Origin of the sequence: Acidothermus cellulolyticus 11B (assembly GCF_000015025.1) — a bacterium.
GTDB lineage: Bacteria > Actinomycetota > Actinomycetes > Acidothermales > Acidothermaceae > Acidothermus > Acidothermus cellulolyticus.
This window is the reverse complement of sequence record NC_008578.1, coordinates 848,312-871,485: the sequence shown is the minus strand read 5'-3', so window position 1 is coordinate 871,485 and position 23,174 is coordinate 848,312. Positions and strand designations below refer to the sequence as shown.

Annotated in this window: 20 protein-coding genes and 1 pseudogene; 5 read left to right on the top strand and 16 right to left on the bottom strand. The window is 68.1% G+C overall.

What is annotated here, in order from left to right; genetic code table 11:
- A complete protein-coding gene (locus ACEL_RS04065; protein ID WP_011719625.1) occupies window positions 1-1,002 on the bottom strand; it encodes a PhoH family protein in 1,002 nt (333 codons plus the stop codon).
- A gap of 99 nt (window positions 1,003-1,101) precedes the next feature.
- A complete protein-coding gene (locus ACEL_RS04060; RefSeq protein WP_011719624.1) occupies window positions 1,102-1,443 on the bottom strand; it encodes a histidine triad nucleotide-binding protein in 342 nt (113 codons plus the stop codon).
- Between the two features lie 244 nt (window positions 1,444-1,687).
- Here ACEL_RS04060 and ACEL_RS04055 point away from each other — a divergent pair, with 244 nt between their 5' ends.
- Window positions 1,688-2,263, top strand: a complete 576-nt coding sequence (locus ACEL_RS04055) for a SigE family RNA polymerase sigma factor (protein ID WP_049751369.1) — start codon at window positions 1,688-1,690, stop codon at window positions 2,261-2,263.
- Complete coding sequence (locus ACEL_RS04050) at window positions 2,260-3,390, top strand: Gmad2 immunoglobulin-like domain-containing protein (RefSeq protein ID WP_011719622.1); 1,131 nt, start codon at window positions 2,260-2,262, stop codon at window positions 3,388-3,390. The genes ACEL_RS04055 and ACEL_RS04050 overlap by 4 nt, the downstream gene beginning before the upstream one ends.
- A gap of 142 nt (window positions 3,391-3,532) precedes the next feature.
- Here the strand turns inward: ACEL_RS04050 and ACEL_RS04045 are convergent, their stop codons facing one another.
- The 5 genes from ACEL_RS04045 to hemW form a co-directional block, all read right to left on the bottom strand.
- On the bottom strand, window positions 3,533-4,285 hold the full coding sequence (locus ACEL_RS04045) for a 16S rRNA (uracil(1498)-N(3))-methyltransferase (RefSeq protein WP_011719621.1): 753 nt from the start codon (window positions 4,283-4,285) through the stop codon (window positions 3,533-3,535).
- Window positions 4,286-4,330: 45 nt separating this feature from the next.
- Window positions 4,331-5,464: a molecular chaperone DnaJ gene (gene dnaJ / locus ACEL_RS04040; RefSeq protein WP_011719620.1), complete on the bottom strand. Its 1,134-nt coding sequence runs from the start codon at window positions 5,462-5,464 to the stop codon at window positions 4,331-4,333.
- A gap of 55 nt (window positions 5,465-5,519) precedes the next feature.
- Window positions 5,520-6,539: a heat-inducible transcriptional repressor HrcA gene (hrcA, locus tag ACEL_RS04035; RefSeq protein ID WP_011719619.1), complete on the bottom strand. Its 1,020-nt coding sequence runs from the start codon at window positions 6,537-6,539 to the stop codon at window positions 5,520-5,522.
- 96 nt (window positions 6,540-6,635) lie between these two features.
- Entirely contained in the window at window positions 6,636-7,547 is a 912-nt protein-coding gene (locus tag ACEL_RS04030) for a hypothetical protein (RefSeq protein ID WP_148204526.1), read from the bottom strand.
- A 130-nt stretch (window positions 7,548-7,677) separates the two neighbouring features.
- Window positions 7,678-8,880: a radical SAM family heme chaperone HemW gene (gene hemW / locus ACEL_RS04025; protein ID WP_011719617.1), complete on the bottom strand. Its 1,203-nt coding sequence runs from the start codon at window positions 8,878-8,880 to the stop codon at window positions 7,678-7,680.
- Window positions 8,881-8,987: 107 nt separating this feature from the next.
- Between hemW and ACEL_RS04020 the strand changes: the two genes are divergently transcribed.
- Window positions 8,988-9,344 carry a hypothetical protein gene (locus ACEL_RS04020; RefSeq protein WP_011719616.1) on the top strand — a complete coding sequence of 119 codons (357 nt, stop codon included), beginning with the start codon at window positions 8,988-8,990 and terminating at the stop codon, window positions 9,342-9,344.
- Between the two features lie 26 nt (window positions 9,345-9,370).
- Here the strand turns inward: ACEL_RS04020 and ACEL_RS04015 are convergent, their stop codons facing one another.
- The 3 genes from ACEL_RS04015 to ACEL_RS04005 are packed head-to-tail and all read right to left on the bottom strand — an operon-like array spanning window position 9,371 to window position 12,192.
- On the bottom strand, window positions 9,371-10,000 hold the full coding sequence (locus ACEL_RS04015; protein WP_011719615.1) for an MOSC domain-containing protein: 630 nt from the start codon (window positions 9,998-10,000) through the stop codon (window positions 9,371-9,373).
- 22 nt (window positions 10,001-10,022) lie between these two features.
- Window positions 10,023-11,849 carry a translation elongation factor 4 gene (gene lepA, locus ACEL_RS04010; protein WP_041834935.1) on the bottom strand — a complete coding sequence of 609 codons (1,827 nt, stop codon included), beginning with the start codon at window positions 11,847-11,849 and terminating at the stop codon, window positions 10,023-10,025.
- Window positions 11,850-11,904: 55 nt separating this feature from the next.
- Entirely contained in the window at window positions 11,905-12,192 is a 288-nt protein-coding gene (locus ACEL_RS04005; protein ID WP_011719613.1) for a hypothetical protein, read from the bottom strand.
- Window positions 12,193-12,236: 44 nt separating this feature from the next.
- Between ACEL_RS04005 and rpsT the strand changes: the two are divergent.
- Window positions 12,237-12,512, top strand: a pseudogene (gene rpsT, locus ACEL_RS12910) (30S ribosomal protein S20); the annotation flags it as partial.
- A gap of 326 nt (window positions 12,513-12,838) precedes the next feature.
- Here the strand turns inward: rpsT and holA are convergent.
- The 6 genes from holA to ACEL_RS03970 all read right to left on the bottom strand — a co-directional run bounded on the left by holA (window position 12,839) and on the right by ACEL_RS03970 (window position 20,153).
- A complete protein-coding gene (gene holA / locus ACEL_RS03995) occupies window positions 12,839-13,789 on the bottom strand; it encodes a DNA polymerase III subunit delta (protein ID WP_041834934.1) in 951 nt (316 codons plus the stop codon).
- Window positions 13,790-13,872: 83 nt separating this feature from the next.
- Window positions 13,873-15,552 carry a ComEC/Rec2 family competence protein gene (locus ACEL_RS03990; protein WP_011719610.1) on the bottom strand — a complete coding sequence of 560 codons (1,680 nt, stop codon included), beginning with the start codon at window positions 15,550-15,552 and terminating at the stop codon, window positions 13,873-13,875.
- Window positions 15,549-16,301 (bottom strand): ComEA family DNA-binding protein, encoded by a 753-nt coding sequence (locus ACEL_RS03985; RefSeq protein WP_011719609.1) that lies wholly within the window; start codon window positions 16,299-16,301, stop codon window positions 15,549-15,551. The genes ACEL_RS03990 and ACEL_RS03985 overlap by 4 nt, the downstream gene beginning before the upstream one ends.
- A gap of 225 nt (window positions 16,302-16,526) precedes the next feature.
- The gene (locus ACEL_RS03980) at window positions 16,527-17,378 is read right to left on the bottom strand and encodes a DegV family protein (protein WP_011719608.1); all 852 of its coding nucleotides are present in this window, start codon (window positions 17,376-17,378) and stop codon (window positions 16,527-16,529) included.
- A complete protein-coding gene (leuS, locus tag ACEL_RS03975) occupies window positions 17,375-19,834 on the bottom strand; it encodes a leucine--tRNA ligase (RefSeq protein ID WP_169303186.1) in 2,460 nt (819 codons plus the stop codon). Before leuS ends, ACEL_RS03980 begins: the two co-directional genes overlap by 4 nt.
- Before the next feature lie 88 nt (window positions 19,835-19,922).
- Window positions 19,923-20,153, bottom strand: a complete 231-nt coding sequence (locus ACEL_RS03970; protein ID WP_041834933.1) for a hypothetical protein — start codon at window positions 20,151-20,153, stop codon at window positions 19,923-19,925.
- A gap of 292 nt (window positions 20,154-20,445) precedes the next feature.
- Between ACEL_RS03970 and ACEL_RS03965 the strand changes: the two genes are divergently transcribed.
- Window positions 20,446-23,100 carry a bifunctional FO biosynthesis protein CofGH gene (locus ACEL_RS03965; RefSeq protein ID WP_011719605.1) on the top strand — a complete coding sequence of 885 codons (2,655 nt, stop codon included), beginning with the start codon at window positions 20,446-20,448 and terminating at the stop codon, window positions 23,098-23,100.
- The last annotated feature ends 74 nt before the right edge of the window (window positions 23,101-23,174 follow it).

Here is a 23,174-nt window from a genome sequence, read left to right as displayed (position 1 = left end):
TCACGGGGATTCCCGGCCGGCGTCGTACCGTTCGTAGGCATCGATAATCGTGCTGACGAGTTTGTGCCGGACGACGTCGCCGCTTGCCAGAGTGGCGAAATACACGTCGGGAATGCCGGCGAGAATCTCCCGGACGACCCGCAAGCCGCTGCGCGTATTCGGCGGCAAATCGACCTGGGTGATGTCGCCGGTCACCACCATCTTCGACCCGAAACCGAGCCGGGTCAGGAACATCTTCATCTGCTCGGGCGTGGTGTTCTGCGCCTCGTCGAGAATGATGAACGCGTCATTGAGGGTGCGCCCGCGCATGTACGCCAGCGGCGCGACCTCGATCGTGCCGTTCTGCATGAGACGCGGAATGGATTCCGGCTCGACCATGTCGTGCAGGGCGTCGTACAACGGCCGCAGATACGGGTCGATTTTCTCGAACAGCGTGCCGGGCAGGAATCCAAGCCGCTCGCCGGCTTCGACCGCCGGCCGGGTCAGAATGATCCGGTTGACCTTCTTGGCTTGCAGCGCTTGAACCGCTTTCGCCACCGCAAGGTACGTTTTGCCGGTTCCGGCCGGTCCGATGGCAAAGACCACCGTATGCCGGTCGATGGCGTCCACGTAACGCTTCTGGTTCACCGATTTCGGCCGGATCGTCCGACCCCGCGCGGACAGGATGTCGTGGGTCAGGACCTCGACGGGACGCTCCGGTGTCGCCGACCGCAGCATGGCGACACTGCGCTCAACGTCGTCTGTCGTCAGCACGGCGCCGTTCGCCAACAAGGCAATGAGCTCCTCAAAGAGCCGGACGACCGCGGCGTTCTCTTCCGGGTCGCCGGTAATCGTAATCTCGTTGCCGCGGACGTGAATGTCGCTGGAGAACGCGCGCTCGATGATGTGCAGAAGCTCGTCACGGGCACCGAGCAGGCTCACCATCGGATGCGCGCCGGGGACCACGATCCGGGTCTGCTGGACGTCGGAGTTTCGCGCCGTCGCAGAAGATTCGCCTCGCATAGATCGGCCTGCGGCCTGCTCACGCCTCGCTTTCTACGTCTCGTCAACCGCCTCGCCGGCACGTCGTCGCGACAGTTGAAGGACTACCGCCCGTTCATGCTAACCGAGCCGGCCGAGCGCCCGCCCACCAAGAACGTGGACGTGGACGTGCGGCACGGTCTGACCGGCGTCCCGGCCGGTGTTGATGACAAGCCGGTAGCCGGTTTCGACGAGCCCTTCGGCCGCCGCCACCCGGTGAGCGTCGTGGAGCAGCTGGGCGGCCAGATCGAGATCCGTGGCGGTCAGTGCAGGCAGGTCGTCGTAGTGCTCCTTGGGGATGACCAAGACGTGCGTCGGCGCCTGCGGTGCAATGTCGCGGAACGCGAGGGTTCGCGCCGAGTCGCGCACGATGGTTGCGGGCACGTCACCCGCGACGATGCGGCAGAAAAGACAGTCCGACATGCCGTTCCTCCCCACGGTCGGTGCTCACAGCGGGGGTGGTCCCGCGCCGTCCACCCGCTGACACCGACGCTTCCGCACTTTGACAGGCTACCGACCGGAACGCCGACGACCGCGAAAGCCGCTCGGTGGAGTCGGAACGGCCCGCGCCGGTATAGGCCCGGCCGCAGTCGCGGGGTCGCTCCGACCCCGGCCGCCCCGGGCTGGGTCCGGTAAACCCGACGAGCGGGGTTCGCGTCGATACGGCATGACAAAAGCCGTCGCGATCGGTTCAAGGAGCGCCGTGACCACGTCCGCCGAACCGATCGACGCCGACCAAGCGGTCGTCGCGTTGTACCGAGCGCACTACGCCTCGCTGGTTCGGCTCGCCGCGCTCCTGGTGGGGAATGCCTGGGAGGGCGAGGAAATCGTGCAGGACGCCTTCGTGGCCATGCACACCCACTGGCGGCGGCTGCGTGATCCCGACAAGGCAGTCGGCTATCTCCGGCAATCGGTGGTCAACAGCTGCCGATCAGCACTGCGTCACTCCGGGGTCGTTGCCCGCCACCGGTTGGAACCGCAGCCGGACCATCCGAGCGCCGAGCACGAAGCCCTGGCCGCGGCATATCGGGCAGAGGTGCTCGCCGCCCTGCGGGCGCTGCCGCGCCGCCAGCGGGAAACCTTGATCCTGCGCTACTACGCCGACCTCTCCGAGCAAGAGATCGCCCGGACGCTGGGCATCAGCCGAGGCGCCGTCAAGAGCCACACGTTCCGCGGACTGGCCGCGCTCCGGGGCCGGCTCGCCGCATACCCCTCATCGACGAACTGGGAGACACCGCAATGAGCAGGTTCCGGCGCGAGGAGAACGACTGGACGGCGGAGACCGGTCGCCGGCTCCGGGAGGTGCTTGCACAGGAGGCCGCCGCGGTGACGCCGTCCGCCGACGCGCTCGATCGGATTCGGGCCCGCACAGCGGCCACGGCGCGCCGCAGCTTCGGGCGTCCGCTGGCGATGGCCGGCGCGGCACTGGCCACGGCCGCTGTCGTCGCCGTCGCCGTACTCGTCGCCCACCATGGTGGCGGCCGCCAACCGCTTGCCACGACACCCTCGACGACGCCGACACCGTCGGCCATCCCGAGCTCCACCGCTCCGATGAGTCCGACTCCCACACCAACCGTCGGACCGACATACCAGTTGACGCTCTACTACGTCGGCAGGCGTGCCGATCCGTACCAGCTCCTCTTCCCGGAGGTGGTCAGCCGGCCGGTGCCCCCGGAGAAGGCCGTGATCGCCGACGCAATCCGCGCCCTGCTAACTACGCCGCCGAACGACCCGGATTACACGAGCTATTGGCCGGCGGGCACGGAACTCGCCGGCGTCACACTGCACAACTCGACCGTGGTGGTCGACCTGACCATGCCCCAGGCGCCGACCAGTGCGCCGCCGTCGGCCGTGCCGTCCACTCCGGCCCCCCCGGCGGGACTCGGGGCCATCAGTGTCCAGCAGCTGCTGTACACGATCCATGGCGCAGCCCCGCAGGTCACCGCGATGGAACTGCGGATCAACGGGCACGACATCACCAGCCTCTGGGCGTCGCCGATCACTGAGCCGATCGCGCTTGCCCAGCCGTGGGAGGTTTTCTCCCATGTCTGGATCACCTCGCCGACCCAGGGTCAGGTCATCACGACCACGGGAACCGGTCCCGCGACGGTCACGATCAGCGGCAAGGCGATCGTCTTTGAGGGTGTAGTGAATTTCGACGTCCAGCAGGACGGCCAGACTGTCGCCTCCGGCCACGCCCAGACGGTCGGTGCGCCGGCCCAGGGCGACTGGTCGGCGTCCGTGACACTCCAACCCGGGACGTACACGATCCGCGCCTACGAACTGTCCGCGAAGGACGGATCGATCACCTACCTGGACGACAAGACCATCACCGTCGTCGCGGGATCACCGACCGCGTCGGGGTCCTAGCGTCCCAGTCGGTCGGACGCCGGCTCCAGCGTCCGGGCGAGCGGTCCCGGGCGGCCGGACGCCGGCTCCGGCCTGTGGCGTGTCAGCGGTCCGTTCGGGACAGCGGTCAGTCGCCGTGCCAGCGGTCCGTTCGGGATAGCGGTCAGTCGCCGTGCCAGCGGTCCGTTCGGGACAGCAGAATTCCCGCCGCGACCGTTCCCGCGGTCGCGGCCCGGAGGACGGTCGGACCCAGCCGGACGAACACCGCGCCGGCGGAACGAAATGCGTCGACCTCGTCGTCCCGGAATCCGCCCTCCGGTCCGACGACGACGACCACGTCGCCTGCACGCGGCACCGTGACACCGCCCACGCGTTCCGATGCCGTCTCCAGCAGGACGATGCCAAGAGCTGCGCCGCGAAGCCGCCGGCACACTTCCGCGGTCGTCGCCACCTCGGCGATCTCGGGGAAACGGGCACGGCGGGCTTGTTTCCCCGCCTCGCGGGCGATCTGCTGCCAACGGTGACGGGCGGCTGCGGCTCGGCCGGCGTCCCACCGGACGACCGAACGAGCCGCTGTCCAGGGCACGATGCCATCGACGCCGACCTCGGTCATCGTCCGGACCGCTTCATCCGCCGCGTCACCTTTGACCAGAGCCTGGACGACGATCAGTTGCGGTTGCGGGACCGGTTCGACAAGGCGTGCCGTCAGCCGGACGACAAGCTTGCCGCCGTCGGAACGCGACACCCGTCCCGCGCAGCGAAGCCCAGTGCCGTCGACGAGGTCCACCTGCTCGCCCGGGCGAAGACGGCGCACCTTGGTCGCGTGCCGGCCCTCGGCGCCGTCCAGAACCAGCTCAGTCCCGACATCCGCCGCGGCGAGCAAGCCGGCATCAACGACGAAGACCGCGGGCGTCACGCCGCGAACTCCTGCCGCCGCGCGGCTCCGGCGCACCCCGGCGGCTCAGCGACCGTTGAACGCATCCCGGATCCGGGAGAAGAACCCCGGCTGGTCGGATTTGAACGCACCGTCGACGATTTCTTCGCCGCGCAACGCGGCGAGCTTGCGCAGCAGCGCTTCTTGTTCGGCGTCCAATTTCGTCGGGGTGAGAACCTCCAGGTGCACGTGCAGGTCGCCACGCCCGGAACCGCGGAGCCGCGGGACGCCCCTGCCTTTGAGCACGATGACCGTGCCCGACTGAGTGCCGGGTTTGACGTCGATCTCCACCGGCCCATCGAAGGTTTCCAGGGTCAGTGTGGTCCCGAGCGCCGCGGCGGTCATCGGAATCTGCAGGGTGGCGTGCAGGTCGGTCCCGTCCCGCCGGAAAACCGGGTGACGGCGCTCCTCGATCTCGACGTACAGATCCCCGGCCGGTCCTCCGCCGGGACCCACCTCGCCCTCACCGGCGAGGTGCAGCCGGACACCGTGCTCGACACCCGGTGGGATGACGACCTCCAACGTGCGCCGGGCCCGGATGCGGCCGTCGCCGGCGCACTCCGGGCAGGGATGACGGATCACCGTGCCGACACCCCCGCATTGCGGGCAGGGTCGGGTGGTCATCATCTGGCCGAGGAAAGACCGGGTGACGTGACTGATTTCCCCGCGGCCGCGGCACATCGGGCAGGTGTCCGGATGCGTGCCGGGCGCTGTCCCCGCGCCGGTGCAGGTCGGGCAGACGACGGCGGTGTCGACCGTTACCTCCCGGGTCGCACCAAAGATGACGTCCGCAAGGTCGACCTGCACGTGGATGAGCGCGTCACTGCCCCGCCGGACCCGGCTCCGCGGACCGCGGGTCGCCGTCCCAAAGAAGGCGTCCATCAAGTCGGAGAGACCGCCGAATCCGAAGTCACCGAACGGCCCGCCGGCGTAACCGCCGTTCGGGGAGAGCGGATCGCCGCCCATGTCGTAAATCCGGCGTTTCTCCGGATCCGACAGCACTTCATAGGCAGCATTGATCTCTTTGAACCGCTCCTGGGTCTCTGGATCGGGATTGACGTCCGGATGCAACTGCCGGGCAAGACGGCGATACGCCCGTTTGATCTCTTCCTGGGTGGCGTCGCGGCGTACCCCGAGAGTGGCGTAGTGGTCCTTAGCCACCGTTCACCCTTCGCCTTCCGGTCCGAACGCGTGCTCCGACACCGCGCCGCGCACGCTAATTCTCGGCGAGAATGCGGCCCACGTAACGCGCAACCGCGGCGACTGCGGCCATCGTCGTCGGGTAGTCCATCCGCATGGGACCGACGACCCCAAGGCTGGCCAACGCCCGACCCTTACTACCGTACGCGGAGCTGACCACCGCCGTGGATCGCAGACCCTCGTGGACGTCCTCCTCGCCGATCCGGACCAACACCTCCGATGGCCGGGTCGCCTCGCCGAGCAGTCGGATCAGCACGACTTGCTCTTCGAGGGCCTCGAGCACGGGCTGCACGGACTCCGGAAAGTCCGTGGGGAAGCGCGCCAAATTCGCCGCCCCGCCGACGACGACCCGTTCATCCCGGCGGATCACGAGCGCGTCGAGGACCGCAGAGACGATCGCCGTGGCGGCTGACCGCCGGGCTGGCGGTTCCCCGTCCGCAAACGTGGCAAGCAGATCCGGGACGTCGACGACCCGTTTGCCGGCAATCGCCGCGTTGAGTCGATTCCGCAGCTCGGCGGTATCGGTTTCCTCCAACTCGCCGGGCAGGTCGATCTGGCGCTGTTCGACCCGGCCGGTGTCGGTGATGACGACGAGAAGCACCCGGGTACCGCTCAACCGGATGAGCTCAAGGTGACGGACGGCGGACCGGTCCAGGGTCGGATACTGCACGACGGCAACCTGGCGGGTGAGCTGGGCCAACAACCGCACGGTCCGGCTGATGACGTCGTCCAAGTCGACCGCACCGGCGAGGAAGTGTTCGATGGCCCGCCGCTCGGCAACCGACAACGGTTTGATCGTCGACAGCCGGTCGACGAAGAGCCGGTACCCCTTCTTCGTCGGCACCCGCCCGGCGCTGGTGTGCGGCTGGACGATGTACCCCTCGTCTTCCAGGGCGGCCATGTCATTGCGGACGGTCGCGGGAGAGACCTTCAGGTGGTGGCGCTCGACAAGCGCCTTCGAGCCCACCGGCTCGTTGGTGGAGACGAAGTCTTCCACGATGGCACGCAGCACTTCGAGTTTGCGCTCATCGAGCATGGTCGTCACCTCCCGCGAAGCCACCGCGGGCCTGCCGCGCGGTCGCAGGGTTTGGCACTCAGGGTTGTCGAGTGCCAGTTTACGGCGGATCGGACGTCACCACTGCCACCGAAATCCCGCCGTCGCGTGCTCGAGCCGGGCGAGCCGACGGTACACGGCGTGGTCGGCGTCCAGGAGAACCGTCTCGGGGTGGCTGGACATGCCGGCGCCCGTCACCACCCACCACACGTGACGAGGCAGCCGGTCCGGATGGAAGTGAACGCGCATTTCCAGGTTCTCCACTCGTTCGTCGACCCGGCGGCGGAATTCAACCGGCCGGTCCAGGCCGGACGCGAAGCGGGCAACGCATTCCAGGAGCAGCGTCTCGCCGCTCCCCAGGGGATGGTCAAACTCGATGGTCGCGCGGCACTCCTGCGCCGCGGTACTGGCGAGCTCAACGAGCCGCCCGCCGTGCACGACCTCCACCTGCTGTGCCGCCGCGTCGACCACCCAGATCTCGCTGTCCAGGCCGTCCACCAGCGATTGGAGCACGTGAATCATCCGATGCTCCCGCGGTGCACCATCCGGCCCTAGCCAGAGGGTCTCGTTCCACAGCAGGGTGCGCGCAAGCCGGCCGCGCGCCGCCTCGCGGGGCGTGTCGGCGTCGGGTCCGCTGAGCAACTGCCAGAGCCGGGCGGCTTCCGTGTCGGTGAAATCGAAGGCCTCGATAAAAAGGCGGAGCGTCGCCGGGCTGAGGACCTCGCCGCGCAACGCACGGGCGACCCGGTCTTTGAGTTCGCGGGGCAGATCCGCGTGTTCTTCGTCACGTTCGCCGGCCTCCCACAACCGGCGGGCGAGGACGTGCGCGACCGCCGCCTGGTTTATCCGTGTCCCGCGCAACCGCAGCGCGTGTTGCTGCCAACGCCGCCGATATGGACCCGGTTCGGTCAGCAGCCGCCGCAAATACGCTGCCGCTCGGCGCGGTCCTGATGGTGACGGCGCCCCTGGGCTTGGGAGACCTTCGTTCACGCGGCCGACACGTAAACCGACAATGTCGCTACTACGTCGCAAGTCGGTTGGTCGATGGAAAACCCGTCCTGGACATGTGGACACTTCGCCAACCGCCCGTTGGACCACTTCACGCAAAAGACATGGGCCATCAGTGCAGAATGTCGCGAATGACGGTATCGGCAAGCAATCGACCGCGGAGGGTGAGGACGCAGCGGCCGGCGGCGAGCCGATCGGCGTCCAGCAAACCGTCGGCCGCGGCGCGAACGGCGGCGGCGTACTCCCCTTCTCGGAGAGCCGCGGCCGGCAATCCCTCCGCCAGTCGCAACCGCAACATGACGTCCTCGACGTGTCGGTCGGCGTCGGAGAGCACCTCAACGCCGGCGACCGGCAGGACGCCGGCCGCAAGCCGTTCGGCATATGCCGCCGGATGCTTGACATTCCACCAGCGGCGGCCGGCGATGAAACTGTGCGCGCCGGGCCCGACGCCCCACCACACACCATCCCGCCAGTAGCCGAGGTTGTGGCGGCACTCGGCGCCCGGCCTGGCCCAATTGGAAATCTCGTACCAGGAATAACCCATCGCCGACAGGAACTCGTCGGCATACCGGTATCGATCGGCGGCGACGTCGTCATCCGGGGCGGGAAGATCGCCGCGGGCGATCCGCCGAGCCAGTGCCGTCCCAGGCTCGACCGTCAAGGCATACGCGCTGATGTGGTCGGGGCCGGCCGCAACCGCGGCCTCCAGGCTCCGCCGCCAGTCGGCGTCAGATTCCGTCGGTGTGCCGTAAATCAGGTCCAGGTTCACGTGCTGAAAACCCGCGGCGAAGGCCTGCGCGACGCGCAGCTCCGGAGTGCCGGGGGTGTGGCGCCGGTCCAAGAGCGCAAGAATCCGCGGGACGGCCGATTGCATGCCGAAGCTGATGCGGGTGAAACCGCCCGCCGCCAGACGCGCCAGCATTTCCGCATCCACGGATTCCGGGTTGGCTTCGACCGTCACCTCCGCCCCGGCGGCGAGGCCGAATTCGCCGTCGATGACCCGGAGGATCTCGATCAGATGCGCGGCGGGAAGAAGTGTCGGCGTTCCGCCGCCGAAGAAAACCGTCTGCACCACCGCGTCTCCGCTGAGGAAACGACGGGCCATCCGCAGTTCGGCGATTGCGTCATGAACAAATGTCAGCCGGCTGGCATGGCCGCCGAGCTCGGCGGCGGTGTAGGTGTTGAAATCACAGTAGCCGCAACGTGCCGCGCAATATGGCACATGGACGTAGATCCCGAACTGCTCTCCGCTGACCGACGCGCCGTCCATTGCCGCCAGCGTCGCAGCGGGTTCAGCTATTGTCGCTGTTTTCATGGTCACTTAAAGGACATCGTAGTCCGGAGCGGTTCCGCTTCCTCCGTGCGATCGAGCGCCGCCGAGCGCACAATCGAGGACAACGGTAAGGGAGGCGACGTCGTCCGGTGTGGTATCAAACCGGCCGGTGGGGAGTGCGACGACGATGCGGTACGCCGGACCGCCCACGCACGCCGTCCGGTGCGCCCATTGAGGAGCTCGCCGCCCGGCTGCGGCGGCTGCGGACTTTGCTCGACCAGTACGCCGATCCGAACCCGCTGCCCGGCAAGGCCACCAAGCTGATAGCGACGTTGGCCGCGTACGACCAGGTGCTCGCCGAGACGTGCCACGCCCTCCAGATCGGCCACTGTCTCGCCGAAACCAGCGGAATTGCGCGGGATATTGAACGGCTGCGGGTCGAAGCGGCGATTGAGCACGCCGGCCTCGCCCTGCGCGACTCGTCACATCGATCGACGTCCCGCTAACCGCCGGCGGACGGCGGACGGCCGGTTCACCCGGCGAGCCGGGCCGCCGCTGCCGTGCGCAGCTGTTCCGGCACCGCAGGGTCGGCTGCAAGGTCAGGCAGCAGTGCCCGGTCGGTCGTCAGTGCGCGGAAGACCCGCGCAATCGTCCATTCGTGGTCGGGGCGCTCAATCCGAATAGGGTCTCCGGTGCGGAGCCATCCGGTGCGGACGACGCGCAGGTACGCGCCGGGCCGGCCGTAGTCGGTGAACCTCGCGACCCAGCGCGGCTCGTCCAGCCAGATCTGGAAGGTCCGGCAGGGAATCCGCGGTTTCGTCACTTCGAGAACCACCGAGCCGATGGACCACCGCTCGCCGATCCGTGCACCGCTGACATCGACGCCGTTGGTCGTCAGGTTCTCGCCGAATTGGCCGGGATGCAACCGCCGTCCCAGCTCGGCCGCAAAGAAATTGAGGTCTTCGACCGCATACGCGTAAACGGCCTGGAACACTCCCCCGTGATTCGAATCCGCCTGCTCATCGCCGTCGACGCCGAGTTCTCCGACGAAGACCGCGTCCCCCACCGGCCGCTTGTCGATGGCGGTCGCCACGTCGGGGAAATCGCGGAGCATGCGGATCCGCCCGGTGTTGACCGAGAGGACATGACCGCCGGACGTCATCAACCGCTCCCTCGAAACCCGTCTACTGTTCTTTCGCAACCGGCGACGTCGACAGTGCCGCGATGAACGCTTCCTGCGGGACTTCGACCCGGCCGACCATCTTCATCCGTTTCTTGCCTTCCTTCTGCTTCTCCAGCAGCTTGCGCTTGCGGGTGATGTCACCGCCGTAGCACTTGGCGAGCACGTCCTTGCGCAGCGCACGGATATTCTCCCGCGCGATCACGCGTGAGCCGATGGCCGCTTGTATGGGTACTTCGAATTGCTGCCGGGGAATGAGTTCCCGTAGCTTTTTCGTCATCTCCACGCCGTATGCGTAGGCGCGGTCCCGCGGCACGATCGCGCTGAAGGCGTCCACCGGCTCCCCTTGCAGGAGAATGTCGACCTTCACGAGATCGGCCGGCTGCTCACCCGCCGGTTCATAGTCCAGACTCGCATACCCGCGGGTGCGGGATTTCAATTGGTCGAAGAAATCGAAGATGATTTCGGCGAGCGGCATCGTGTAGCGGAGTTCCACCCGCTCCGGTGAGAGGTAGTCCATGCCGAGCAACGTGCCGCGTCGGCTCTGGCAGAGCTCCATCACGGCGCCGATGTACTCGCTGGGGGTGAGCACGGTTGCACGGACGATGGGTTCGCAGACCTCGGCGACCTTTCCCGTCGGGAACTCACTGGGATTCGTCACCAGAAATTCGCTGCCGTCATCCCGCCGTACCCGGTACACGACATTGGGGGCCGTCGATACCAGGTCGAGATGGAATTCCCGCTCCAACCGCTCCCGGACGATTTCCATGTGCAGCAAGCCGAGGAACCCGCAGCGAAAACCGAAGCCGAGGGCGGCTGACGTCTCCGGTTCGTAGGTCAGCGCCGCGTCGTTCAGCTGCAATTTGTCCAGTGCGTCGCGCAGCAGCGGGTAGTCGTCACCGTCGATGGGGTACAGCCCGGCATACACCATCGGCTTGGGGTGCTGGTAACCGGGAAGCGGGGTCCGGGCCGGCCGGGCCGCCGACGTCACCGTGTCACCGACCCGGGATTGGCGCACGTCCTTCACCCCGGTCATGAGATAGCCGACCTCACCGACGCCGAGGCCCGCGGTCGGACGGGGTTCCGGTGAGATGACACCCACCTCGAGCAGCTCGTGGGTGGCCCCGGTCGACATCATGAGAATCCGGTCCCGTGCCGACAGGTAGCCGTCAACCATTCGCACGTACGTCACCACGCCGCGGTACACGTCGTACACCGAGTCAAAGATGAGCGCGCGCGGCGGGGCGTCCGGGTCGCCGGTCGGGGGCGGCACGGCGGCGACGATGTGGTCGAGCAGCTCGCGAACCCCTTCCCCGGTCTTCGCGCTCACGCGCAGGACATCCGAAGGGGCGCACCCGATGATGTGCGCCAGCTCCTCGGCGTACTTGTCCGGCTGCGCCTGCGGAAGGTCAATCTTGTTGAGGACGGGGATGATGTGCAGGTCGGCGGCCAGCGTCAAGTAGAGGTTTGCCAGCGTCTGCGCCTCAATGCCCTGAGCGGCGTCGACCAGGAGCACCGCGCCTTCGCAGGCCGCCAGCGACCGGGAGACCTCGTACGTGAAGTCGACGTGACCGGGAGTATCGATGAGATTGAGCACGTACTCCCGGTCGCCTGCGCGCCACGGCAAGCGAACCGCCTGACTTTTGATCGTGATGCCCCGCTCGCGTTCGATGTCCATCCGGTCCAGGTACTGGGCGCGCATCGTTCGTTCGTCCACCACACCGGTGATTTGCAGCATCCGGTCAGCCAGGGTGGACTTGCCATGGTCGATGTGCGCGATGATGCAGAAGTTGCGGATCACCGCGGGGTCGGTACGGTCGGGCACGGGCAATCTCCACGGATTCGTAGCGGCAGAGCTACGCGGTTTGGCGTCGCAGCGGCGCGGGCTACGCGGTCTTCATCGTCGCACGTGGCAGCCGGTCGCGGTTGAGGGCGACCCGGGCAGCACCGGGGCGCCGCAGCGGCGGGGCGATCGCCGGTGGGCTGGCGACCGCAGGCTGGCGCAGGTGACCCGGGCCTGGGCTCCCAGCCGCGGCGGCAACCATGGTCCCGGCCGCGGCGGCAACCATGGTCCCGGCCGCGGCGGCAACCATGGTCCCGGCCGCGGCGGCTGACTCCCAGGGTGGGTGGAGGGCGGAGGCGGTATGCAGGTACGCTGGTCGCTTGCGTGGCACATGGTCACGCAACCCGAATCCGTCGAGATCATTGAGGCTGTCGCGTGGCAAACATCAAGTCGCAGATCAAGCGTATCCGGCAGAACGAACGACGGCGACTGCGCAACAAGGCGGTGAAGTCCGCGCTCAAGACGGCGATCCGCCGGTTCCGTGAGGCGGCGGACGCCGGCCGCACCGACGAGGCGATCGCCTTGATGCGCAGAGCGTGCCGGAGCTTGGACAAGGCGGTCAGCAAGGGCGTCATTCACCGCAATCAGGCCGCGAACCGGAAGTCCGCGATCGCCCGACGCGCTGCAGCGTTGGCTCACGCGCCGGTCGCGCCCGCTGAGGAGCCCAAGGCGACCCGGCGCGGCACGGCCCGATCTCGTACGTCGTCAGCGACCACCCGCGCCCGGTCGACCGGGACGCAAGGAGCGACAACTCGTCCCGCGGCCGGGACGCGGCGCACAACCGCCCGGCGCACGACAACGACCGAAGGGACCGCCAAAGCCGCGGAGTGACCCTGGCCGGACGGCGACGAGCACCGACCACGGTGACGAGGAGTCGCGGCGGAACGCACCGCGGGGTCGCGGCGGAACACCGGGCCGGGCCAAGGCCGAGAACACGCCCAGACAAAGGTCGAGAACGGGACCGCACCCTACGGTCGTCAGCGGGTCACGCGCGCGCGGTCGATATCTTCGATCATCTTCTCCAGGGCGAATGCCGGGTTGACTCCCCCGCCTTTGACAGCGAGGTCAGCGGCGCCGGTCGCCACAATGGCGGCGGCGACCGCGGTCGGCGTCCAATGCCGCAATTGCGCTCTGGCGCGGTCGACACGCCAGGGAGGCAGACCGAGCTCGCGCGCCACATCGGCGGGCCGGCGGCCCCGGCCGGCTGACCCGACCCGAGCAAGCACGCGCAAGCCCTGGGCTACCGCACCGACGATCAGTACCGGGGCCGTACCGGTTGCGAGCGCCCAGCGCAACTGCTCCAAGGCGACGCTGCGCTCGCCGTCCAGAATGGCGTCGGCGACGGCAAAACCGCTCGCATCGGCGCGGCCGCGGAAATAGCGGCGCACGACGTCGGCTGTGATCCGCCCGGTGGTGTCCGCGGCGAGCTGAGCGCAGGCGGCAGCGAGCTCGGCAACGTCGGCACCGATTGCATCGACGAGCGCACGGGCCGTGTCTTCGGAAATGCTCCGTCCCTGAGCAGCGAATTCGCCGCGCACGAAGTCGATGCGCTCCCCGGTCCGGGTCAGCCGGGGGCAGTCGATCCGCCGGGCGCCAAGACCGAGAACGTCCTCCAGAACGGTCTTCCCTCGGTTGGTTTTCCCCCGATGGGTGAGGATGACGTGCAGCGTCGGATCATCGACCGCCCGGCGGCAGAGGCTGAGAAGCTCGTCCGCGGATTCTTTGCTCAGCGCATCAGCATTCCGAAGGACGACGACGCGCTGGTCTGCGAACAATGACGGCGCAACGAGCGTGGCCAGCCGCCCGCCGTCGAGCTCGGCGGCTTCGACCTGAAGAACGTCGGCGCTGGCGCGATCGGAACCCACCGTTTCATCGATGAGACGGCGCACAGCGCGGTCGACGAGAAACTCCTCATCACCGATGATCACAATGAGTGACGAGGCAACCGTGGCCGAACCGGAGGTCGGCGCGGTCGAGCGCCTGGATCGTGAACCGGGAGCCGGCACAACCGTCAGTCTGACACGGGCCAATCGCGAGCGATGGATCCGGTGAGAGCCGGCGTTGCGAACCGTGCATCAGCCAGCGGACCCGTCCGCGGCTTGCCCGTCCTGCGACGCCGCCGTGCTGCCAATCCCCTTATCGCAAGAACGGCGCTCGCCTCGACGACGGCAAGACTCAGCGCGCCTCCGAAACCCGAAGGCCACCGCATGGTCGCTCCGGGAAGCCGGGCGAAGAAGTGTGCGACCCAGATAATCCACGCGCAGGGAATACCGGCGAGATGGGCGACAACGCTCCCCGCCCACGGCCAGACGACGGCTACTGCGCCGGTGAGAATGCCGAGAATCGTTGCCGGTCCCACCGCAGCTTCCGCGAGAAGGTTCGCCGGAACGGTAAAAACGCTGACCCGCCCGGTAAAGGAGACAATGAGAGGTGCGCAACCCAGAGCTGCAGCAAGCGGCACGGCTGTCGCCGCTGCCAGCCACGCCGGAATGCGTCGACCCATCCACCTGCTCAACGGCGGCGCGCCGACCAACAGCGACGCGGTCGCAATGACCGATAGCGCAAAACCGTAGCTGCGGGCTAACGCCGGGTTGGCGTAAATGAGCAGCAGCGACGCGGCAGACAGCACAGCAAGCGCGGAGAGCCGCGAGCCGATCGTTGAACCGAGCAGGGCAATCAATCCCATGGCGCCGGCACGAAGCACACTGGGTTGCGGTCGCGCAACCACGACGAACGCAAGAATGCCCATCACACCGAAGAGCAGGTGCCACCGGCGACGGTAGGTAAGGCGCCGAAGCAATCCCAACCACGCGCCAAGAAAGATCGCGAGATTCGTGCCGCTGACCGCGACCAGGTGAGTCATTCCGGTCGTGGCGAAATCCGCCTGGACGTCCGGCGCGAGCTGGGTGGTGTCGCCGTCCACGATGCCTGGGAGCAAGCCGCGCGGGCCGGCGGGAAGCGACCGGGCCGCACGCTGGACGCCGCGGCGTACAGCCCCGGCCAGCGCCTGCCACCACACCACTCCCGATTGGATGGTCGGTGGACCGCGAACGTCCGCAACAGCCGCCTCCAACGCGCGTTCTCGCGCGGGCGAAAGGTGCGCTGTCGCCCGAACCCGCTGACTGGGCTGGACGGTGAACCACCCGGGATCCCGGGCCACGACGAACACCGGTACGTGGAGCCGAAAGGCACCCGGACCCACTTCGTCGTCAACGCGGAGAACGGTGGCGGCAAACGCTGCGCGGACTCTGCCGTCTCGGCCCACCAGGGGCTGCGGGTCACTGTCGATGCGCAGATCCACGTACGCCGTCTGGTGCACCGCGGCAAGCCGTGCCACGGGACTGTTGGAAATCGCGGCGACCCGCCACGCGACCGCGAAGAATGCACCCGAAGCGCATACCAGCGCGGCGACAACAATCCGCTGGACGACGGAAAGCCAGACAACCGGTGGCGCGTCGAGACCACCTCGGTGGCGGCCCGCGTAGCGCCCGAATGCCCCCCATGCCGCGACCGCGAGAATTCCTGACCCGACGCCGGCGCGCAGCCCGGTTGACGCACTCCAGCCGACCGCGAACGCCGCAGCGACCCACGCCGCCGCAGCGGGTATCGCCAGCCGGAGAGCCTGTATCGTCCCTGCTGACGCCGCTGAGGTGACGAGCTCGGGAAACGAGTCCACGACGCTGCGGGTCACACGCGAACCCTGGTCCGCAGCTGGGCGTACTTCGCGGGCCCGATTCCGGGCACCTCTTGCAGTTGCGCCACGCTGCTGAAGCGCCCGTGCCGGTTCCGCCAGGCGACAATGTTTCCGGCGAGCACCGGCCCTACGCCCGGCAATGTTTCCAACTCCTGTTGTGTCGCCGTGTTGAGGTTGATGAGGCCGTGCTCGGCGGCCTGACCGGCGGTTGGACGGGACGCCTCGCTTGGTGGTTCGCCGGCATCGCGGGCCGGAAGGACGCCGCCGATACCCGACGTCGGCAACGGAATGCCGACGACCACCTGCTCGCCGTCCACCAGGCGGCTTGCCAAATTCAGTGCGACCGTGTCGGTCCCGGGCAGAACGCCGCCGGCGGCTGTCACTGCGTCGAAAACTCGTGCACCGGGAGGCAGGGTCACCAACCCCGGATGAGCAACTCGGCCGACGACATCAACGACCAGGGATGCGGACGCAACCGCGGACGCCGTACCACCGGCCGCCGCTTCGCCGGCAGCAGACTCCACTGGGCTGACTGATTCCGAGGAGGCGTCGGGGAGAGGCGGCGGTTCGGTGGGGAACGCCACGATCGGCGTCACCGGATGAGACGCGGCGGATGGTGCGACCGCGGTCACATACCACGCACCGCCGCCGGCTGCGAGAACGGCGAGTCCGACGAGAACAGTGAGACCGCGACGGCCGGGATCTGCATAACGCCACCGGCCGAGGTGCTCGAGAATTCCACGCATGCCGCAACGGTACGGGCCGACAATGACCCCGCAGCAGGAGAATTTGTGGTCCTGTGGACGTTACCGGCGGCCTTGTGGACGGCGCGTCATCCCCGGGCGCGTCTCGCGTGCGTGCCCAGCTGTCAGCGACTCGCAGATCGGGAAGCGTCACCCCCTGCGCGCGCCTCGCGTGCCCGGACGGCGCGTCAGCCCCGGGCGCGTCTCGCGTGCCCGGATGGTGCGTCGCTAGCGTTCGCCGTCCGTCAATCGTTGGACCGCAACCGCCACAGTTCCGGGCCCGGTATGCGCCCCGACGACCGCTCCGATCTCCGCGACGTAAAGCTCGCGCAGGTGCGGCAATCGGGCGTCGAGGTCAGCCGCCAAACGATCCGCGCGAAAAGCGGCGTCGAGGTGATGGACCGTTACGGAGACGGGGAAACCGTCGGTGTACTCGGCCGCGATATCGGCGAGTCGGGTCAGGCCGCGCGCTGCGGTACGAACGCGTTCGATCGGAACGAGCCGGCCGTCCTCGACGGCCAGAATGGGTTTCACCGCCAGCGCCGTACCGACAAGCGCCGGGACGGTTCCGAGGCGGCCGCCGCGGCGTAGGAATTCCAGCGTGTCAACGTAACAATACAGGCGCGTCGCTCGCAGGACGCGCTCGACGACCTGATGCACCCGGTCGAGATCCGCACCGGAGCGGGCGGCTGCCTGGCCGGCCAGGACGGCGAATCCCATGCCCATTCCGACGGACTCCGAATCGACGACCCGGATGTCGCCGCCGATATGCCGTGCTGCGATGTGTGCAGCCTCGACGGTACCGGAGAGGCGCCCCGACAGGTGCACGGACACAATTCCGTCCGCCCCTCCGCTCAGCAATTTCTCGTAGGTTCGGGCGAAAACGGCGGGGGATGGTCGGGATGTGGTGAGTCGAACACCGCGGCGCAGCAACTCCACCGCCTTCGACGGCGGCATCTCCTCAGGTTCCCGGAACGCGACGCCGTCGGCAAGAACCGTCAGCGGAATGACCGCAATGCCATCGACCACCGCATCACTGGGAAAGTACGCGGTGGAGTCGGTGACGACCGCAACGGTCACACTACGACGTTGACGAGTTTGGGTGCGCGGACAATAATCCGTTGCACCGGACGCCCGTCGATCGCCTTCTCCACCGCTGGGGCGGCCAATGCAGCGGCACGAAGCTCCTCTTCGGAGATGGACGGCGACACCCGCAGGCGTTCCCGGACCTTGCCGTTGACCTGCACGACGCAGGTGACTTCCTCCTGCGCAAGGAGTTCCGGATCCGGCGTCGGCCAGCCGGCTTTTGCCACCGTCGGCTGATGCCCGAGCCGTGCCCAGCATTCCTCGGCTGTGTACGGCGCGAAGAGCGAGAGCATGACGGCCAGCGCTTCGGCCCCTTCCCGGACGGCCGGATCCGCCGGGCCAGGGCCGGTGTCAATCGCCTTGCGCAAGGCGTTCGCCAACTCCATCACGCGGGCGACGGCCACGTTGAACCGGAAACTCTCCACCAACTCGGTGACCTCGCGGATCGTCCGGTGGGTGACCCGCCGGAGCGCCGGGTCACCGTCCTTCGGCGGCGCACCGACCGGGGAGGTCACCTCGCCGGCAATCCGCCACACCCGGGCGAGGAATTTCCCCAGTGCACCGGGATTCATGTCCGCCCAGTCGATATCCTCCTCCGGCGGTCCGGCGAAGACCATGGTGAGCCGGACGGCATCCACACCGTAGGTGGCCAGCTGCTCCCCCAGATCCACGCCATTGCCGAGCGACTTGCTCATCGCCTTGCCCTGGTTGATGACCTGACCCTGGTTGAGCAGCGCGGAGAACGGCTCCACGAAATCAACCAGACCCATGTCGTGGAGCACTTTCGTAATGAACCGGCTGTAGAGCAGATGCAGAATGGCGTGTTCCACCCCGCCGACGTACTGGTGCACCGGCAGCCATTGCCGCACTTTCGCCACGTCGAACGGTTGTGACGGATCGTGCGGCGAGCAGTACCGCAGGTAGTACCAGGACGAATCGACGAAAGTGTCCATCGTGTCGGTGTCCCGCTGGGCGGAACCGCCACACCGCGGGCAGGTCGTCTGCACCCAATCGGCCGCGCCCGCAAGGGGAGAAATTCCTTTCGGTGCAAGGTCGGCGCCGCGCAGGTCGGGAAGCAGAACGGGCAGGTCCTGATCCGGGACGGCGACCTCTCCGCACCCCGGACAGTGGACGATGGGAATCGGCGCCCCCCAGAACCGCTGGCGGGACACCAGCCAGTCCCGCAGCCGGTAGGTGACACCGGCCCGCCCTTTGCCGATGTCCTCCAGATACCGCGTAATGCGGGCAATTCCTTCGGCCTTGTCCGTGCCGTCGATGAGGCCGGAATTGATGTGGACGCCGTCCCCTTCGGTCGCAACGCCGGTGACCGCCGGGTCGCCTTCCCCGGTGTCGACGACGACCCGGACCGGCAGCCCGTACGTCAGGGCGAAGTCGAGGTCGCGTTGATCATGCGCCGGGACGGCCATAATGGCGCCGGTCCCGTAATCAGCCAGCACGTAATCGGCGGCCCACACGGGAATCCGTTCGCCGTTGACCGGATTGACCGCGTACCGGCCGAGGAAGACGCCGGTCTTCTGCCGCTCGGTGGAGAGGCGGTCGATGTCGGAGAGGCGCCGCACCTGGTCGACGTACGCCTCGAATGCGGCACGCTGCTCCGGAGCACAAATTTCTGCGGCCAACGGTGAATCCGCGGCGATGACGAAGAACGTCGCGCCGTACAGCGTGTCGGGTCGGGTGGTGAAAACCGTGACAGGCTCGGCGCGCCCTTCGATGGTGAAGTCAACGTAGGCACCCTCGGAGCGGCCGATCCAGTTGCGTTGCATGGTCAGCACCCGCTCGGGCCACCGGCCTTCCAGCAGCGCCATGTCATCGAGCAGCCGCTGCGCATACTCGGTGATGCGGAAGTACCACTGCGTCAGGGTCTTCTTCGTCACCTGGGCGCCGCAGCGCTCGCAGGTCCCGCCGACCACCTGTTCGTTGGCGAGCACCGTCTGGTCGTTGGGGCACCAATTCACCGGTGACGCCTTGCGATACGCCAACCCCCGTTCGAAGAGCCGCAGGAAGAGCCACTGCGTCCACTTGTAATACTCCGGGTCGCAGGTGTGCAGCCGCCGGGACCAGTCAAAGGAAATCGCGTAATTCCGGAAGGAGGCGGCCTGCGTTTCGATGTTGCGGTACGTCCAATCGGCGGGATGCAAATTCCGTTGAATCGCCGCATTTTCCGCAGGCAGGCCGAAAGCATCCCAGCCGATCGGGTGCAGCACGTTGTACCCGCGCTGGAACCAGTACCGGGCGACGACGTCGCCGATGGCGAAGGCCTCGGCGTGACCCATGTGGAGGTCCCCGCTGGGATACGGAAACATGTCCAGCATGTAGCGCCGTTCCCTCGGGTCCGAGGGGTCATCGGACGCCCGGAACGGGTCGAGCTCCGTCCACACCGGCAGCCAACGCGCCTGGATGGCCGCGAAGTCGTAGATCTCGCTGGTCACAGCGGTGAGTCTACCGAGGGGAGATCCCAGCCCCGCCACAGCAAGAGCGCAGCACCTGTCCGGACCGGCGGCGACCGGCAGGCGCGGCTCACCCGAGGAGGACGATCAATACCAGGGTGACGGCGACGAGCGCGAGGTCGACCAGGATTTGCCGGAGCAGCCGCCGCGGTGATCGAGGAGCGAGGAGGCCCGCCCACTCATCGTCCGGCCGTTCCGCTGCGGCATCCGCCCCGCCGGCAAGGGTGGGATCGATCGACGGGTCGGGCGCGGCGTCGGCGAGCCGCGGCGTCGGGCGCGACGGATCGCGACGGCCATCCATGAGCAAGACGAACCTCCGTGTACGTCGTCTCCGTTCGGCAGGCGCGCTTCGCTGCTGAGCTTTTCGGTCCGCCTGGCAACCGGCACAGCGGTCCGCCCGGCAGCTTTTCGGTCCGCCCGGCAACCGGCCATCGGCGCGGCGGGGCCCGGCAACCGGCCATCGGCGCGGCGGGGCGCCGCCCGTGTCGCACCGCCCGTGTCGCGTCGCGTAAGGTGACAGCGGTTCACTCCGACCCATCCGCCCGGGTCGCATGCAGGACCGGTCGTTGTCGAACGACGGGAGGGCGGAGCGTATGACCGAAGCCGCAGGAGCAGGCGCGCCGCACGGAACGCCGCTCGATCGCGACGCTGCCGTTGCGGACCCGCGCGCCAGTCGCACGGCGATCAGACGGGCGCTGCGCCGGGCCCGAGACGGTGTCACCCTCAATCCGACCGAAGCGGTATCGCTGCTGTACGCCCGGGGCGATGAATTCCAGGAACTGCTCGCCTGTGCGGCACAGACCCGCGACGCGATGCTCGTCGCAGCGGGACGTCCGGGCGTCATCACCTACTCCCGGAAAGTGTTCATTCCCCTGACCCGCCTGTGTCGCGATCGCTGCCATTACTGCACCTTCGCGACCACGCCGCGGCGGGTCGACGCGCCGTACCTCAGCCTCGACGAGGTTGTCGCCATCGCGCGAGCCGGCGCGGCGGCGGGGTGCAAGGAGGCGCTGTTCACGCTCGGCGACCGGCCCGAAACCCGGTGGCGCGCAGCCCGCGAATGGCTGGCCGTCCGCGGGTACGCGTCAACGGTCGACTACCTCCGGGCCTGCGCCATCGCCGTCCTGGAGGAGACCGGCCTGCTCCCCCACCTCAATCCCGGCGTGCTGAGCTGGGCGGAAATTGCGCGGCTCAAACCGGTGGCCCCGAGCATGGGCATGATGCTCGAAACCGTCTCCGAGCGCTTGTGGGCCACGCCGGGGGCGCCGCATTTCGGCAGCCCGGACAAGAATCCCGCGACACGGTTGCGGGTGCTCGAGGACGCCGGGCGGCTCACCGTCCCCTTCACCACGGGAATTCTCATCGGAATCGGGGAAACCCTCGACGAACGCGTTGCGTCGATTTTCGCCATCCGCCGCATCGCTCGGGAGTACCGCGGGATTCAAGAGGTCATCGTGCAGAATTTCCGCGCCAAACCGGATACGCCGATGCGCGATGTCCCGGACGCCGACCTCACGGACCTCGCAGCCACCATTGCGGTCGCCCGGCTCATCCTCGGCCCGGCCGTCCACGTGCAAGCCCCGCCGAATCTCGTTGACCACCAGTTCGCCCTCATGCTCGCCGCCGGGATCGACGACTGGGGCGGGGTGTCCCCGGTGACCATCGACCACGTCAATCCGGAACGCCCGTGGCCGCAGATCGAGGAGCTCGGCCGGCGTACCGCGGAGGCAGGATTTCGCCTCATGGAGCGGCTTGCGGTCTATCCGGAGTACGTGCGTGCCGGTGAGCCCTGGGTGGATCCCCGCCTGGCCGGACACATTTCCGCGCTCGCCGACCCCGGGACGGGTCTTGCCGATCCACGGGCGCGGCCGGCCGGGCGTCCCTGGCAGGAGCCCGACGGCGGGTGGAAGGAATCCACCGGGCGGATCGATCTCGCGTCAACGATTGATACAGAAGGACGGCGCAGCGTGCACCGTTCCGACATCGACGCCGCGTTCGGCGATTGGACCGAGGTCGGGCATCGATTGCGCGCCCAACGCGAGCGGCACGCGAAAACCGGCGCGCCGCATCGCCTGGCCCGCGCCGTCCTCACGGCTTTGCGTCACGCCGAGAAGAATCCGGCGGAACTATCCGACGCGGACGCGCTGGCTCTCATGACCGCCGACGGGCCGGAATTGGAGGCGGTCTGCCGCTTCGCGGACGAGCTGCGCCGCGACGCCGTCGGTGACGCCGTCACCTATGTCGCGACCCGAAACATCAATTTCACCAATGTGTGCTACACCGGCTGCCGGTTCTGCGCTTTCGCCCAGCGGCGCAACGATCCCGACGCGTACACACTCTCGCTCGACGACGTCGGCCGCCGCGTCGAGGAGGCATGGGCCGCCGGCGCGACGGAAATCTGCATGCAAGGCGGCATCCACCCCGACCTGCCCGGCACGGCGTACTTCGAGCTCGCACGCGAAGTGAAACGCCGGGCGCCGCATATTCACCTGCATGCGTTCAGCCCGATGGAAGTGGTCAACGGCGCCGCCCGATCGGGGATGTCGATCCGCGACTGGCTGATGGCAGCGAAAGAAGCCGGCGTCGATTCCCTCCCCGGCACCGCGGCGGAAATTCTGGACGACGAGGTCCGCTGGGTGCTCACCAAAGGAAAACTCCCGGCCGCCACGTGGGTCGAGGTGATTCGCACCGCACACGAGATCGGGCTGCCCACGACCGCCACCATGATGTACGGCCATGTCGACACGCCGGCGCACTGGGTCGCGCACCTGAAACTCCTCGGTCGCATTCAACAGGAGACCGGTGGATTCACCGAGTTCGTCGCACTGCCGTTCGTCCATACCGCGGCGCCGCTCTACCTTGCGGGCCTCGCACGGCCAGGTCCGACGATGCGGGAGAATCGCGCGGTGCACGCGATGGCGCGGATTCTCCTCCACGGCCGGGTGCGGAATATCCAGTGCTCATGGGTCAAGCTGGGCGTCGACGGATGCGTGACGATGCTGCGCGGCGGCGCCAACGACCTCGGCGGCACCCTGATGGAAGAAACGATCAGCCGGATGGCGGGGTCAACGTACGGATCAGCCAAGACCGTCCACGAACTCGAGGCGATCGCCGCCGCTGCGGGTCGGCCGGCGCGCCAACGCACCACGCTGTACGGCGAACCGCCGGCGGAGCGGATCGAGGCGGCTCGCCGGGTCCGCTCCTTCGCAGCCGGCCCGCAACCCCTCGCCCCGCTCTCCCGGTCGTAAGGCCGGCCGGACGTCGAGCCGGTCCGACGGCAGGTCGGCCGGGTGCCGCGGCGGACGAGTCCGACGGCAGGCCA